The sequence below is a fragment of the Streptomyces sp. NPDC040622 genome, assembly GCF_055593965.1.
In genome coordinates this window covers 765,574-779,530 of the sequence record NZ_JBVIXD010000001.1, presented here as the reverse complement: position 1 = coordinate 779,530, position 13,957 = coordinate 765,574, and the positions used below count along the sequence as shown (strand labels likewise).

Annotated in this window: 13 protein-coding genes; 7 read left to right on the top strand and 6 right to left on the bottom strand. The window is 72.7% G+C overall.

Annotated features, from left to right (window positions below; all coding sequences use genetic code 11):
- Nucleotides 1–22 precede the first annotated feature (22 nt).
- Together ACZ592_RS03385 and ACZ592_RS03380 are read right to left on the bottom strand one after the other, a co-directional pair.
- Nucleotides 23–769 (bottom strand): ABC transporter permease, encoded by a 747-nt coding sequence (locus tag ACZ592_RS03385; protein WP_471579793.1) that lies wholly within the window; start codon nucleotides 767–769, stop codon nucleotides 23–25.
- Between the two features lie 2 nt (nucleotides 770–771).
- Nucleotides 772–1,731 (bottom strand): ATP-binding cassette domain-containing protein, encoded by a 960-nt coding sequence (locus ACZ592_RS03380; RefSeq protein ID WP_471579792.1) that lies wholly within the window; start codon nucleotides 1,729–1,731, stop codon nucleotides 772–774.
- Nucleotides 1,732–1,841: 110 nt separating this feature from the next.
- Between ACZ592_RS03380 and ACZ592_RS03375 the strand changes: the two genes are divergently transcribed.
- The 3 genes from ACZ592_RS03375 to ACZ592_RS03365 all read left to right on the top strand — a co-directional run bounded on the left by ACZ592_RS03375 (nucleotide 1,842) and on the right by ACZ592_RS03365 (nucleotide 4,991).
- Nucleotides 1,842–3,059, top strand: coding sequence for a sensor histidine kinase (locus ACZ592_RS03375; RefSeq protein ID WP_471579791.1), 1,218 nt, complete (start codon nucleotides 1,842–1,844; stop codon nucleotides 3,057–3,059).
- 14 nt (nucleotides 3,060–3,073) lie between these two features.
- Nucleotides 3,074–3,736, top strand: coding sequence for a response regulator transcription factor (locus ACZ592_RS03370; protein WP_471579790.1), 663 nt, complete (start codon nucleotides 3,074–3,076; stop codon nucleotides 3,734–3,736).
- Between the two features lie 97 nt (nucleotides 3,737–3,833).
- Nucleotides 3,834–4,991 carry an ROK family transcriptional regulator gene (locus ACZ592_RS03365; protein WP_471579789.1) on the top strand — a complete coding sequence of 386 codons (1,158 nt, stop codon included), beginning with the start codon at nucleotides 3,834–3,836 and terminating at the stop codon, nucleotides 4,989–4,991.
- 117 nt (nucleotides 4,992–5,108) lie between these two features.
- Here ACZ592_RS03365 and ACZ592_RS03360 read toward each other — a convergent pair whose 3' ends face one another.
- Nucleotides 5,109–5,873 carry a GntR family transcriptional regulator gene (locus tag ACZ592_RS03360; RefSeq protein ID WP_471579788.1) on the bottom strand — a complete coding sequence of 255 codons (765 nt, stop codon included), beginning with the start codon at nucleotides 5,871–5,873 and terminating at the stop codon, nucleotides 5,109–5,111.
- 307 nt (nucleotides 5,874–6,180) lie between these two features.
- Entirely contained in the window at nucleotides 6,181–7,071 is an 891-nt protein-coding gene (locus ACZ592_RS03355) for an RNA polymerase sigma-70 factor (protein ID WP_471579787.1), read from the bottom strand.
- A 213-nt stretch (nucleotides 7,072–7,284) separates the two neighbouring features.
- On the opposite strand from ACZ592_RS03355, the gene ACZ592_RS03350 reads away from it, so the two are divergent.
- The gene (locus tag ACZ592_RS03350) at nucleotides 7,285–8,115 is read left to right on the top strand and encodes an alpha/beta fold hydrolase (RefSeq protein WP_471579786.1); all 831 of its coding nucleotides are present in this window, start codon (nucleotides 7,285–7,287) and stop codon (nucleotides 8,113–8,115) included.
- A gap of 192 nt (nucleotides 8,116–8,307) precedes the next feature.
- Here the strand turns inward: ACZ592_RS03350 and ACZ592_RS03345 are convergent, their stop codons facing one another.
- Nucleotides 8,308–8,718, bottom strand: coding sequence for a VOC family protein (locus ACZ592_RS03345; RefSeq protein WP_471579785.1), 411 nt, complete (start codon nucleotides 8,716–8,718; stop codon nucleotides 8,308–8,310).
- A 279-nt stretch (nucleotides 8,719–8,997) separates the two neighbouring features.
- Here ACZ592_RS03345 and ACZ592_RS03340 point away from each other — a divergent pair, with 279 nt between their 5' ends.
- Nucleotides 8,998–10,578 (top strand): alkaline phosphatase D family protein, encoded by a 1,581-nt coding sequence (locus tag ACZ592_RS03340; protein WP_471579784.1) that lies wholly within the window; start codon nucleotides 8,998–9,000, stop codon nucleotides 10,576–10,578.
- Between the two features lie 108 nt (nucleotides 10,579–10,686).
- The gene (locus ACZ592_RS03335) at nucleotides 10,687–12,171 is read left to right on the top strand and encodes a GNAT family N-acetyltransferase (RefSeq protein WP_471579783.1); all 1,485 of its coding nucleotides are present in this window, start codon (nucleotides 10,687–10,689) and stop codon (nucleotides 12,169–12,171) included.
- Here the strand turns inward: ACZ592_RS03335 and ACZ592_RS03330 are convergent.
- Nucleotides 12,095–13,366, bottom strand: coding sequence for a trans-sulfuration enzyme family protein (locus ACZ592_RS03330; RefSeq protein WP_471579782.1), 1,272 nt, complete (start codon nucleotides 13,364–13,366; stop codon nucleotides 12,095–12,097). The genes ACZ592_RS03335 and ACZ592_RS03330 overlap by 77 nt on opposite strands.
- A 60-nt stretch (nucleotides 13,367–13,426) precedes the next feature.
- Here ACZ592_RS03330 and ACZ592_RS03325 point away from each other — a divergent pair, with 60 nt between their 5' ends.
- Nucleotides 13,427–13,942 (top strand): Lrp/AsnC family transcriptional regulator, encoded by a 516-nt coding sequence (locus tag ACZ592_RS03325; protein ID WP_471579781.1) that lies wholly within the window; start codon nucleotides 13,427–13,429, stop codon nucleotides 13,940–13,942.
- Nucleotides 13,943–13,957: the final 15 nt, after the last annotated feature.

Genomic DNA, 13,957 nt, shown 5'->3' with positions numbered 1-13,957 from the left:
AGCGGCCGCCACTGACAACGTGTCATGCGTCCCTGCGCCGTACCGCCCACCAGCCGGCGAGCAGCGCCGCGGCCGCCCAGGCCGCCGTGACGGCGAGTCCGGTCCAGGGGCCGAGGGATCCGGCCGGGTTCTCGTGCAGCACCTGCCGGCCCGCCTTGTCCGGCAGGAAGCCCGCGGCGCCGCCCGCCACGTCACCGATCACGAAGGACACGATCAGGGTGAACGGAATGAGGATGCTGAGCACGGCGACTCCACTGCGCAGCACCGCCGTCAGGCCCGCCGCGAGGAGCGTCATCAGCGCCAGGTAGATGCCGCCGCCGACACAGGCCCGCGCGGCACCGGGATGGCCGAGCCCGATCGCGTACTCCCCCATGAAGGCCTGGCCGATCAGGAACGCGCCGAAACTCGTGGCGAGGCCCGCGGCCAGCGCCAGAGTGCCGACGACGGCCATCTTGGCGCCGTAGAAGAGCCCGCGGCGCGGCACCGCGGCGAGCGAGATGCGCAGGGCGCCGCTCGTGTACTCGCTGGAGACGGCGGTGGTGCCGAAGCTGATGGCGGCGATCTGACCGAAGTTGAGGGCGTAGAAGGCGTCGAACAGCGGCTCGGCGTCGGCGTTGTCGGCCTCGGCCTGGCCGACGGTCGCGAACGCCAGCACGGTGACGGCGACGGTGACCGCGAACACGGCGATCAGCGAACCCCAGCTGGACCGCAGGGTCTTCAGCTTGATCCACTCCGCGTGGGCGACGGGCAGTACGGCGGTCTTCGCCATGGTCAGGCCTCCTGGCGGGACGTGGATGGGGCGGTCAGGGCCGACGTGGTGGGCGTGCCGGCCGTGAAATCGGTCTCGTCGGCGGTGAGGGCGAGGTAGGCCTCCTCCAGGGAGGCCTGTTCCTCGGCGAGTTCGAGGACCGGGGCCCCGGCGTGCGCGGCGATGGCACCGATCTCCTCGGCCCGCGCGCCCTCCACGGTCCACCGCCCGCCCTCCGCGTCCCCCAGGACGTAGCCCTTCGCGGACAGGGCGGCGCGGAGGCGGCCGGGCTCCGTCGAGCGCACCCGCACCCTTCCCCGGCTGTGCGCGTCGATGAAGTCGCGCATGGCGGTGTCGGCGAGGAGCCTGCCTCGGCCCATCACCACGAGGTGATCGGCGAAGGTGGCGGTCTCGTTCATGAGGTGGCTGGAGACGAGCACCGTGCGGCCCTCCCGTGCCAGGCGCCGCATCAACTCGCGGATCCAGATGATGCCTTCGGGGTCGAGGCCGTTCGACGGCTCGTCCAGCATGACGACGCCTGGTTCGCCGAGGAGGGCCGCCGCGATGCCGAGGCGCTGTCGCATGCCCAGCGAGAAGGTCTTGATCCTGCGCCCGGCCACGGAGGCCAGGCCCGCCTCGTCGAGGGCCTCGTCCACGCGGCGCACGGGAAGCCGGTTGCTGACGGCGAGGGCGAGCAGGTGACTGTGGGCGGTGCGCGATCCGTGGGCCGCCTGGGCGTCCAGGAGCGCCCCGACGTGGCGCAGGGGGTGATCGAGGGTGGGGTACGAGCGGCCGCCCACCGTGGCCGTTCCCGAGGTGGGCCGGTCCAGGCCGAGCACGAGCCGCATGGTGGTGGACTTGCCCGCGCCGTTGGGTCCGAGGAATCCGGTGACCCGGCCGGGGCGCACGCTGAACGTGAGGGCGTCCACGGCCCGGGCCGTGCCGTACTTCTTGGTGAGGTCTTGGACGTCGATGCTGTTCATGGGCATCAGCCTCGCCGCCGACCCCATCTGCGGTCTTCCCCCGCCCGGGGAGGCTCTCTCCCCCTCATGGGGGAGCCGTACGGAGCGGGGTGCCTGGCACGATGAGCGGCATGCGTGGCCTTGTGAGACCTCTGACCCAAGCGGTCACCTATACGCGGTGTCTGCATGTCCTGTTGGGCTCGGTGATCGCCTGGATCTGCGCCTTCATCTTTCCGGGCCTCTCCAGCCCCTCGCTCACCGACTGGATACTCGTCCTGGTCGTCCCCGTTCCCCTGTTGGCTGCGGTCGCCGCGGTTCCCGTCATGCGACGCGCCGAGGGCCTGCAGGCCCGGATGATGCTGTTTCCCGGGGCGCACGCGCGCGTCGAGGGCAGCCCGGGAGACACGGGGATCTCGGTGTCCCCGTCATCCTCCCGGCGCGACCGGCTCAGGACGGCGATCTGGCTCGTGCTCCGGATGGAGACCGGCTGCGCGCTCGTACTGGTGACAGGACAGATCCTCGGCACCGCCCTGGCGTTGCTGGGGGCGAACGACCAGCCCGCCGACACGGACGGGCTCCTGCTGCCGGTCCCCTTCCGCGGCTGGGGCGCTCTTCCCCTCAGCCTCCTCCTCGTCCTGCTGGAGCTCGCTGTCGTCGTGGGCGCGGGCCACCTCATGGCCACGGCCGCCCGCCGTCTCCTCGGCCCCTCTCCCGCGGAGCGCCTCAGCGCCTTGGAGGAGCGCACCGAGCAGCTGCTCGAACGCAACCGCATCGCCCGCGAACTGCACGACTCCCTCGGTCACGCGCTGACCGTCGCCGTCGTCCAGGCCGGCGCCGCCCGGGCCGCCGCCGACCCGGAGTTCACCGACCGTGCCCTGGAGGCCGTCGAGGAGACGGGCCGTGCCGCGCTGGAGGATCTGGAGCGGGTCCTGCGCGTGTTGCGGGAGGACGGGCAGCCCGCGAGCGCCCGGCCCACGCTCGCCGACGCCGAGCGCCTCCTCGACTCCGCCCGCGCCTCGGGCGCGAAGGTCGACGTGGACGTGACGGGTCCAGTGGAGCGGGTGCCCGGGCCGGTCTCCCGCGAGGGCTACCGCATGCTCCAGGAAGCGCTGACGAACGTGCTGCGCCACTCGGGCCCGGTGCCGGTGCGGCTGCGCATAACCGTCGACGACGCCCGCCTCGTCATGCACGTACGCAATGACCTGCCGCTGTCGTCGACGGGCCCCACCGGCCGGGGCGGCAGCGGGCTGCGCGGCATCCGCGAGCGCGCCACCCTGCTCGGCGGGCGGGCCACCACGGGCCCGCACGACGGAGAATGGCAGGTGCACGTCGAGCTGCCCCTCAAATGATCTACGCTGGCCGGATGCCGGTCACAGTGCTCCTCGTCGACGACGAACCGCTCGTGCGCGCGGGGCTGCGCGCCGTCCTCGAGGCCCAGCCCGACATCACCGTCGTGGGCGAGGCGGCGGACGGCGCGGCGGTCATTCCCCTCGTCCGCGAGCTGCGGCCCGACGTGGTCGCCATGGACGTGCGCATGCCGCTCCTGGACGGCATCGAGGCCACGCGCACGCTGCTGCGCACGGTGCAGGATCCGCCGAAGATCCTCGTGGTGACGACCTTCGAGAACGACGAGTACGTGTACGAGGCGCTGCGCGCGGGCGCCGACGGATTCCTGCTGAAGCGGGCCAGGCCCACGGAGATCGTGAACGCCGTGCGGCTGGTCGCCGAGGGCGAGTCGCTGCTCTTCCCCGCGGCGGTCCGGCAGCTGGCCGGCGAGTACGGCAGGGAGCGGGGGAACCCGCAGGCCCGGGCCTCTCTCGAGAGAGCGGCGCTCACCGAGCGCGAGGCGGAAGTACTCCGCCTGATGGCGGGCGGCCTGTCGAACGCGGAGATGGCCGCCCGTCTCGTAGTCGGTACGGAAACGGTAAAGTCGCATGTCAGCGCCGTCCTCGCGAAGCTGGGGGCGCGGGACCGGACGCAGGCGGTCATCGCCGCGTACGAATCCGGTTTCGTCTCTCCCGGATGAGGGCCGCACGCGCGGTGCGGACGGGCCCGGCACTCGCCGCCGTCCCGCCCTGCGAGTACGATCCGGCCATCATGCGCACGAGCTGGAAGGACGGACGTTGGGGCGGCTGACCGGCGGGGACCCCTCTCTGTTGCGGCGTATCAACTCCGCGGTGGTGCTGCACGCGCTGCGCGCCGCGGACTTGGCGACGCTCACGGAGGTCACCCGCGTGACCGGGCTCTCCCGGCCCACCGTCGAGGGGGTCGTCGAGGGCCTCATCGAGGCCGGCCTCGTGGTGGAGTCCGCGGCGGAGGACAGTGGTGCCCGGCGCCAGGGGCGGCCCGCGCGGAAGTTCCGCTTCCGGGCCGAGGCGGGGCATCTGCTCGGGCTGGAGATCGGTCCGCACCGGGTGGCCTCGGTCCTCTCGGACCTGGACGGCACGGTGCTCGGCACGGCGTCGAAGGATGTCTCCGAGGAGGCTTCGGCGGACGACCGGCTGGAACGCCTGCGCACCGTGGTCGCCGATCTGCTGCGCCGCGCCGGGATCGCCCGCAGCTCGCTGCGGGCCGTCGGGGTCGGCAGCCCCGGCATCCTGGAGGCGGACGGCACGGTGCGGCTGAGCACGGCGCTGCCCGAGTGGACGGGGCTTCAGCTGGGCGAGCGGCTGCGCCGGTCCTTCAAGTGTCCCGTCCTGGTGGAGAACGACGCCAACACGGCGGCCGTGGCCGAGCACTGGAAGGGCGTGGCGGCCGACACCGACGACGTGGTGTTCGTCCTCGCGGGACTGAGCCCCGGGGCCGGTTCGCTCATCGGCGGACGGCTCCACCGCGGGTACGGCGGCGCGGCGGGCGAGATCGGCGCGCTGCACCTGCTGGGCCGGGAGGTCACTCCGGAGACGCTGCTCTCCACCACGGGCGAACCGTTGCACCCGCTGGACGAGCACGCCGTCGCCGAGGTCTTCGCCCACGCGCGCGAGGGCGACGAGCGGGCGAAGGCGGCCGTCGAGCGCTTCATCCAGCGGCTCGTGCACGACGTGGCCGCCCTGGTCCTCGCCCTGGACCCCGAGCTGGTCGTCGTGGGCGGCTGGGCCGCGGGCCTTGACGACGTGCTGGAGCCGCTGCGCCAGGAGCTGGCGCGCTACTGTCTGCGGCCGCCGCGCGTCGCCCTGTCGACACTCGGCGAGGCGGCGGTGCCGACGGGGGCGCTGCGTCTCGCGCTCGACCATGTCGAGGAGCAGTTGTTCGCCGTCGAGGGGACCGTCACCGCGCGGCGGTGACGTGCTGCCACAGCAGTACGCGCACACGGCGGGCGCGGGAACGCGTCGCGCCCGGCACGTGGTGTGCCGGGCGCGGTGGCGCGGGCCGGTACCGCACGCGGTGCCGGGGAGCGGAGGTCAGGAGGCGCGACGCTCCTCGGAGTCGTGGTGGATCTCCACACCGCCCGAGTCGCCGAAGGTGAGGCGGCAGGTGTCGGCGCGGTAGGTGGCGACGGACACCGCCGCCGTGCGCCCTTCGGCGAAGAAGCGGGTCGTCACGACGAGCACCGGCGCGCCCGGAAGGCGGTCGAGTGCCCTGGCGTCGTCGGCGCGGGCCGACCCGAGCTCCACGGCCCGGTCCTGCCCTTCGAGGCCGAGCCGGGACAGCTCGCGCAGGACCACACGCGCGCGTGCCGCACCGGACGGCGCGTCCATGCCGGTCAGTTCGGCGACCGACGACGTGGGGACGTACAGAAGCTCGGCGGCGACCGGCTGCCCGTGCGAGACACGGGTGCGGCGCACCACGTGCACCTGCTCCTCGGTGCGGGTCTCCAGCATGCGGGCGACCTCCGTCGGCGGAACCGCCGGAGCGCAGTCCGCGAGCTGCCAGGCGTCGCCGACCGCGCCCGGCCACGAGCCCTGCGCTGATCCGACGGCCACACCCATCCGCGGCGGAGCGACCGTGGTGCCCACTCCGCGGCGGCGCTGCAGCCTGCCTTCGAGTTCGAGTTGTTCCAGTGCCTGCCGGAGCGTGGCGCGGGCGACCCCGAATCGGGCGGCGAGATCGCGCTCGTTCGGCAGGATCTCCCCTACGGCGAATTCGGAGTCGAGCGCCTCACTGAGCACCGTCTTCAGGTGCCAGTACTTCGGCTCCGGCGCCGTTTCCAGCTGCGTGGTCCCCACCCTGTCCTCCGCAATCGCCGTTGACCGGCGGCGTTTTAGCGCCCTTGTTTATTAAAGGTTCCTGCACTATCTCTGCGACCTTAGGGCCGCACCCCACCTTGGTCAAGACCAATCATCGTTCCGTTACAGCGTGCACAGGGACGATGCCACAGAGCATTCATGCGGAGTTCGCGCGGGGCCAAGCAGGCGTAATCGGCCATGCCTGTGTGAACGGCCGACAAAGATCGCACGACAGGGCCCCCGCCCATGCGGACGGGGGCCGTGCGCTGCGCGAATGCCTTGTTGAGCGCTGTACGGGGCCCGTCCCCTACCGCGCGAGTGACACAAGCTTGTCCGGATTGCGGACGATGTAGACGTGCTGGATGCGTCCCTCGACGACGTCCAACTGGAAGACGCTGTCGGGCTTGCCGTCGATGAGGACGTAGAGGGACTCGACGCCGTTGAGTTCGACGAAGCGGACCTCCACCTCGCCGGCGGCCCCGAGCACCTTGCTCGCGGCGCCGTGCAGGAAGCGGCCCACCTTGTCGGCGCTCTCCAGGGCGCGCAGCGGCGCCCTGGCCTTGCCCCCGCTGTCGCCGACCAGCCGGACGTCCGGCGCGAGGAGCGACATCAGCCCGTCGAGGTCGCCCTCGGTGGCCGCCGCGAGGAATCGTTCCGTCAGGTCGCGGCGCTCGGCCGGGTCGACCTTGTAGCGGGGCCGGCCCGCGTCGACGTGCTTGCGGGCCCGCCCGGCGAGCTGACGCACGGCGGCCTCGCCCCGGTCGAGGGTCAGCGCGATCTCGGCGTAGGGGAAGCCGAAGGCCTCGCGGAGCACGAACACGGCGCGCTCCAGGGGTGAGAGGGACTCCAGGACCACGAGGACCGCCAGGGAGACGGACTCCGCGAGGACGGCCCGCTCCGCGGTGTCCGGGGCGGTGGGCCCGAACTCGGTGACACAGGGTTCGGGCAGCCACGGCCCCACGTACGCCTCGCGCCGGGACTGCACGTGGCGCAGGCGGTCGATGGCCAGTCGGGTGGTGACGCGCACCAAGAAGGCGCGCGGTTCGCGCACTTGGCCGCGATCGGTGGCCGACCAGCGCAGCCAGGCCTCCTGGACGACGTCCTCCGCGTCGACCACACGACCGAGCATGCGGTAGGCGACACCCATCAGAACGGATCGGTGCTCTTCGAAGAGGTCGGTCATGTTCTCGGTAGCCACCTCCCCATCCCAGCCCACGCGGCAGCGCCTGTCCAGGCAGGCCGGGTGCGGCGCTCGGCACAGTGGTGACGCCCGGCGGGCGCTCTTCGCGAAGACCGCGGGAAGGACCACGGGCCGCCCCCTTGAACTGGCGGCTACTGAGCGGTAATTGTTGCTGACAGCATGTCTAACGCATTGAACAGCCGTCGCCCCGCGGCGGGGACAGGAGCAGTGATGGCCGCAGAGGTGTCCTTCAGCGTCGCGTCGACCGGCGGCCCGCGCACCGTGACGATGTCCTACGAACGGGCGGGCGCCGGCGTGCCGTTGCTCCTCCTGCACGGCATCGGCCACCATCGGCAGGCCTGGGACCCGGTGTTCGACATCCTGGCCGCCGAGCACGACGTGATAGCCGTGGACCTGCCGGGGTTCGGGCGGTCGCCCGCGCTGCCGGACGGCCTTGCCTACGGCCTCGACACGGTCGTGCCCGCGCTCGGCGCGATGTGCGACGCCCTGGAGATCGAACGCCCGCACGTGGCGGGCAACTCCCTGGGCGGGCTGCTCGCCCTCGAACTGGGCCGCGAGAAGCTCGTGCGGTCCGTCACCGCGCTCTCCCCCGGCGGCTTCTGGTCGCCCGCGGAGCGCCGGTACGCGTTCGCCACGCTCCTCGCGATGCGGCAGGGCGCACGGCTGCTGCCACTCCCCGCGGTCGAACGGCTGTCCGGCAGCGCGGCCGGGCGGGCCGCGCTCACCGGCACCATCTACGCCCGCCCCTGGCGCCGTTCACCGCAGGCCGTCGTCGCCGAGACGCTCGCGCTGCGCGATGCCACCGGGTTCGACGCGACGCTGGCGGCCGGGCGTGACGTCCTCTTCCAGGACGATGTGACGGACCTGCCCGTCACCGTCGCCTGGGGCATGCGGGACCGGCTGCTCCTGCGCCGCCAGGGCATCCGCGCCAAGCACACCATCCCCGGCGCGCGCCTGGTCCGGCTCCCCGGCTGCGGCCACGTCCCGATGAACGACGACCCGGCCCTGGTCTCGCGCGTCATTCTCGACACCTGCCGCTGAGGGGCACCTGCCATAGCCTGTCCGCACACTCCTGCCGTCGCCCGGAGGGCGGCACCGCGGCGTCGGGTGCGTGCTCCCGGCGGGCCGGGTGGACGTCCTTGTGAGGACGGGTCCCAGGACGTGCGCCTGGGCCGGCTGCTGGTGCCGGACGGCCTCACCGGGGAGGTCGTCCAACGCAAGCGGGTTCCTCGGCTAGGAGTTGGACCACGCGCGCGTGGAGAGCACCAGGCGGTAGCCGTCCGGGTCCTCGACGGTGACGCCCCACTCGTTCCAGTACGGGTTGGGCGAGAGCACCCGCTTGCCGCCGTGCTCCTCAAGCCGCGTCACCAGTTCCTCGGGCACCTCTCCGTCCAGGTAGACGACGAGCAGGTCCTCCTCGGTGGGCGTCGGCCGGACCGGCGCGGACCTCTCGTGGACGAGTTCGAGGTGCCAGGACGCGTCGGGCCACCCCACCATCAGCAGGTCGTGCTCGCCGGGAACGCCCCCGCTCTGCGCCCGGTACACCACGCCCAGCCCCAGTCCGTCGACCCAGAACCGCTCGGCCGCCGTCAGATCGCGGGACGGGCGGGCGATCCGGATGTGGCTCCGACCGCCGACAGACATGAGGCTCCCCTTTCGACGCGGCACGCACGAGCACGTGCCTCGGAGTCGATCGTAGGCAGCAGTGGATCTTGTGACCATCGGTCCTTCGTCCCCATGGCGTCCCGCCCACGGACGTACGACCCCGGCCCTGGTCCCCGCGCGGCGGTTCCCCTCCACCCTCGGGGAGTTGTTCACTTCTGCCCGTAGGGAGTTGTTCACCTGTGCTTCGTGCGGACGCTGTGGCGCGGTACCGGCCGGGCGCCCCCACACTGGTCGCACCCGTCAACTGGAGGCGCATTCATGTCGCAACGTCAGCCGAGTCCGTCCCCCCGTCGCCGCAGCGTGCTGCGCGGATCGCTCGCCGTACCGGCCGCGCTCGCCGTGCCCGCACTGGCCGGGGCGGCTCCCTCGCTCGCGCTCTCGGGACGCCCGAAGGCCGGGTGGGGCGTGCAGGCCGGAGACGTGGGCGCGCACTCGGGGCTCGTGTGGGTCCGGTCCGACCGCCCCGCCCGGATGGTCGTGGAGACGTCCGCCACCGAGTCGTTCCGCAATCCCCGGCGGTGGCACGGGCCGCTGCTCGGCCCGGACACGGACTTCACGGGGACGACGCGGCTGCGCGGGCTGCCCGAGGGCGAACAGATCCACTACCGCGTGGTGCTCGCCGACCCCGATGACCCCCGTCGGACCGGGAAACCGGTCACCGGCACGTTCCGGACGACACCCAAGGGCCGCAAGGAGGACGTGCGCTTCCTGTGGTCGGGCGACATCGCGGGGCAGGGCTGGGGCATCAACCCCGACCGCGGCGGCTACCGCATCTTCGAGGAGATGCGCCGGCGGGACCCCGACTTCTTCCTGTGCAGCGGGGACAACATCTACGCCGACGGACCGATCCTGCCCAGCGTGACGCTGCCCGACGGCTCGGTGTGGCGCAACGTCACGACGGAGGAGAAGTCCAAGGTCGCCGAGTCCCTCGCGGAGTTCCGCGGCGCGTTCCGCTACAACCTGCTGGACGAGAACCTCAGACGGTTCAACGCCCAGGTGCCGTCCATCGTGCAGTGGGACGACCACGAGGTGCGCAACAACTGGTACCCGGGGCAGATCCTGACCGACCCGCGGTACACGGAGAAGAACGTGGACGTCCTCGCGGGCCGCTCGCTGCGCGCGTTCAGCGAGTACTTCCCGATCTCCACCCTGCCCCCGGGCGACGAGGACGGCCGGGTGTACCGGGTGCTGCGGCACGGTCCGCTGCTGGACGTGTTCGTGCTCGACATGCGTTCCTACCGCAACGCCAACTCGCCGGGCCGGCAGACCGACGACGCCACCGGCATCCTCGGCGCCCGCCAGCTGGCCTGGCTCAAGCGCGAGCTCTCTCGCTCCCGCGCCGTGTGGAAGGTCATCGCCTCCGACATGCCCCTGGGCATCGTCGTGCCCGACGGCAGCGCGAACTTCGAGGCCGTGGCGCAGGGCGACCCCGGTGCCCCCCTCGGCCGCGAGCTGCAGATCGCCGAGCTCCTGCGGCACGTCAAGCACAGCAAGATCACCGGGACACTGTGGCTGACCACCGACGTGCACTACACCTCGGCCCAGCACTACGACCCCTCGCGCGCCGCGTTCAAGGACTTCGCGCCGTTCTGGGAGTTCGTGTCCGGGCCGCTGGCCGCGGGCGGCTTTCCCGCCACCAAGCTCGACGGGACGTTCGGCCCCGACCAGAAGTTCATCAAGGCGCCCGGCCGGGCGAACACCTCGCCGGCCGAGACCCCGCAGTACTTCGGCGAGGTCGACATCGACGGCGGCAGCGGCGAGCTGACGGTGCGCCTGCGGCAGGAGGGCGGCGACGTCCTGTTCACCCAGGTCCTGCAGCCGGGCCGGGTCGGGCAGTAGCACCGGCAAAAAGCCGCCAAAGGGGCAGATGACCTCTTAACCGATCGGTCACAGAACGTTCGTGATCACGCAACACCGGTCCAGCACAGTGGCCGTATGCGAGCAGACATGTCTGATGTGACACGGACCAAGCACGGTCGCCCCGTGCACCACTGGCGGCGCGACGTGGTCGAGCTGGCCGCGCTGTTCACCGCCGTCGCGGTGGCCGACGCCGTGGCGAACATGGTGGGGCACGGGCCCGACGGACCCGCGCTCCTGGTGGTGTCGGCCGTGGTGCTCCTCGCCACGGTCGGCTTCCACACCTGGTGGGCACGGCGCCACAACCACGCCCCGCCGACGGCGCACGATACCGGCGCCCGGCCGCCCGCGGACGCGGAGCAGGCCGGGCACGCCCGCATGTCCGGAGCACCCGAGGCGCCCTCGGACCAGGCCCCGTCCGGTCAGGAGCGGGGCGCGACCGCGCTGTGGCGGATGCGCACCACGGTGCGGGACGAGCCGGGCTCGCTGGCCGCGCTGTGCGTGACGCTCGCCGAGCGCCACGTGGACATCCTCAGCCTGCAGGCGCACCCGCTGGCCGAGGGCACCGTCGACGAGTTCCTGCTGCGCGCTCCCGAGGCGCTGTCCGCGGCCGACATCACCCGGTCGATCGCCGGGGCGGGCGGCACCGGCACCTGGATCGAGCGCGCCGACGCCCACGACCTGGTGGACGCCCCGACCCGCATCCTGGGCCTCGCCACCCGCACCGCGCTGGACGCGGCCGAACTCCCGCTGGCGCTGCGGCACCTCCTGGGACGCTGCACCATCCGTTCGCTGCCCGCCGCGTCACGGCCGGGGGACCGCACGGAGCCGACCGCGGACAGCGCCCCGGTCGACGGCGTGCTCGAAGGGACCGTGCTGCGCCTGAGCGGGCCCGAGGGCGAGGTCATCACCGTGGAGCGGCCCTATCTGCCGTTCACGCCGACGGAGTTCGCCCGTGCGCGGGCCCTGGTGGAGCTCGACACGCGGCTCGGCCCGCGCATCCCGCGCAGTCAGGACGTCCTGACACTCCCCGAGGGGAACTCCATCACCGTGCGGCGGGCGGGCACCGCCGACGTCGAGGCCGCCAAGGCCATGCACGAGCGCTGCTCCGAGCGCACGTTGACCCTGCGCTACCACGGCCCGGTGCGCGACGCCGACCGCTACCTCAACCACCTGCTGAGCCCCCGGTTCGGCCGCACCTTGGCGGTGCGCACCGCCTCCGGGCGGATCGTCGGCATCGGCCATCTCCTCTGGGACGGCGACGAGACGGAGGTGGCACTGCTCGTCGAGGACGACTGGCAGCGTCGCGGCATCGGCGCTCTGCTGCTCGGCCGCCTGGTGACGATGGCGGTCGAGGCCGGCTGCGAGAGCGTGTACGCGGTGACGCAGGCCTCGAACACCGGCATGGTGGCCGCGATGCGCGGGCTCGGACTGCCCCTCGACTACCAGATCGAGGAGGGCACGCTGGTGATCACGGCCCGCCTGGACGCGACCCCGGTCAGTTCGCGGCTGCCGTACGACCAGGCGCCGGCGCACGACGTACGGCCCGCGCACCACCAGCAGGCCGAGCGCTGACCGGCACCGGTACTCCCACCGGCACCGCGCCCAGCGCCCGGTCCAGATCGGACCACAGGTCCTCGACGTCCTCCAGGCCGCACGACATGCGCAGCAGCCGGTCGCTGACCCCGGACGCACGCCGGTCCGTGGCGTCCACCACCCGGTGGCTGATGGACGCCGGGTGCTGGATGAGCGTGTCGACGCTGCCGAGGCTGACCGCCGGGGTGATCAGCCGTACCCCGGAGATCACCTCGTGAGGGTCGCCGTGCACCTCGAAGGCGACCATGGCACCGCCGAGCCGCGGATAGTGGACGCGGGCCACGCGCGGGTCGGCGGCAAGGCGGCTCGCGAGCTCGGCCGCGGTGGCCGAGGCCGCCCGCACGCGGACGGGAAGCGTGGACAGTCCGCGCAGCAGCAGATAGCCGGCGAGTGGATGCAGCACCCCGCCGGTGGCGAACCGCACCTGGCGCAGCCCCCGCGCGAACTCCTCGTCGCACGCGATCACGCCGCCGAGGACGTCGCCGTGGCCGCCCAGGTACTTCGTGGCGCTGTGCAGCACCAGACGGGCGCCGCTCTCGGCGGGCCGCTGCAGGACGGGCGTGGCGAAGGTGTTGTCGGCGAGCAGCGGCACCGTCCCGCACGTGCGGGCGATCCCGGCCAGGTCGAGCTCGGCGAGGGTCGGGTTGGCGGGCGACTCGACCATCACCAGGCCGGTGTCGGGGCGGATGGCGCCGGCGATGCCCTCCGGGTCCACCCAGGTCACCTCCGTACCGACGAGGCCCGCGGTGAGCAGGTGGTCGCTGCAGCCGTACAGCGGTCGGACGGCCACGACATGGCGCAGGCGCGCGGAGCCCCGTACGAGAAGGACAGCGGTCAGCGCCGCCATGCCGCTCGCGAACGCCACCGCGCTCTCGGTGCCCTCGAGCCGGGCGAGGGCGGTCTCGAAGCGGGCGACGGTGGGGTTGCCGAGGCGGGCGTAGACCGGCGGACCGTCATCGACGCTGCCGTCAGCGGCGAAGGCGTCGATGCGGGCGGCCTCGGCCCTGCTGTCGCGGGAGGGGTAGGTCGTGGAGAGGTCGATCGGGGGTGCGTGCAGGCCGAGTTCGGCCAGATCGTCCCGCCCCGCGTGCACGGCTTCGGTGGCCAGGGCACGCGGCGGCGACACGCTGCCGGTGGAGGGGGTGTGCGGTGCTGTCCCGGTGTTCGCTTCCATGCCCCACAGGCTGAACATCGGCCGGGGTCCGGCGGGCAAGTACCGTGCTACGTTCGGCCGATGGCCGAATCCGTCGCACTGGACCCGGTGGATCTCCACATATTGCGGCTGCTGCAGAACGACGCCCGGACCACCTACCGCGACCTCGCGGCGCAGGTCGGTGTGGCGCCGTCCACGTGTCTCGACCGGGTGACGCGGCTGCGGCGTTCGGGGGTGATTCTCGGACATCAGCTGCGGCTCGACCCGGCGAAGCTCGGGCGTGGGCTCGAGGCGCTGCTCTCGGTGCAGGTCCGCCCGCACCGCCGCGACCTCGTCGTGCCTTTCGTGGAGCGCGTCAGGGCCCTGCCCGAGGCCCTGTCCCTGTTCCACCTCACGGGCCCGGAGGACTTCCTCGTGCACGTGGCGGTGGCGGGTCCCGCGGATCTGCAGCGACTCGTCCTTGACGAGTTCACGGCGCGGCGCGAAGTGGCGCGCGTGGAGACCCGGTTGATCTTCCAGCAGTGGGCGTGCGGCCCGCTGCTGCCGCCCGACGCCACGACCGACGGCTTTCCGGACCCGCCCAGTGAATCATGGTGACGCACCCCCATCACT

What these genes read in the sequence shown, in the direction of transcription:
- ACZ592_RS03325 (WP_471579781.1), top strand. Translation starts at nt 13,427, where the DNA reads ATGGCCGAATCCGTCGCACTGGACCCGGTGGATCTCCACATATTGCGG.
- ACZ592_RS03375 (WP_471579791.1), top strand. Translation starts at nt 1,842, where the DNA reads ATGCGTGGCCTTGTGAGACCTCTGACCCAAGCGGTCACCTATACGCGG.
- ACZ592_RS03385 (WP_471579793.1), bottom strand. Translation starts at nt 769, where the DNA reads ATGGCGAAGACCGCCGTACTGCCCGTCGCCCACGCGGAGTGGATCAAG.
- ACZ592_RS03340 (WP_471579784.1), top strand. Translation starts at nt 8,998, where the DNA reads ATGTCGCAACGTCAGCCGAGTCCGTCCCCCCGTCGCCGCAGCGTGCTG.
- ACZ592_RS03350 (WP_471579786.1), top strand. Translation starts at nt 7,285, where the DNA reads ATGGCCGCAGAGGTGTCCTTCAGCGTCGCGTCGACCGGCGGCCCGCGC.
- ACZ592_RS03345 (WP_471579785.1), bottom strand. Translation starts at nt 8,718, where the DNA reads ATGTCTGTCGGCGGTCGGAGCCACATCCGGATCGCCCGCCCGTCCCGC.
- ACZ592_RS03330 (WP_471579782.1), bottom strand. Translation starts at nt 13,366, where the DNA reads ATGGAAGCGAACACCGGGACAGCACCGCACACCCCCTCCACCGGCAGC.
- ACZ592_RS03335 (WP_471579783.1), top strand. Translation starts at nt 10,687, where the DNA reads ATGTCTGATGTGACACGGACCAAGCACGGTCGCCCCGTGCACCACTGG.
- ACZ592_RS03370 (WP_471579790.1), top strand. Translation starts at nt 3,074, where the DNA reads ATGCCGGTCACAGTGCTCCTCGTCGACGACGAACCGCTCGTGCGCGCG.
- ACZ592_RS03380 (WP_471579792.1), bottom strand. Translation starts at nt 1,731, where the DNA reads ATGAACAGCATCGACGTCCAAGACCTCACCAAGAAGTACGGCACGGCC.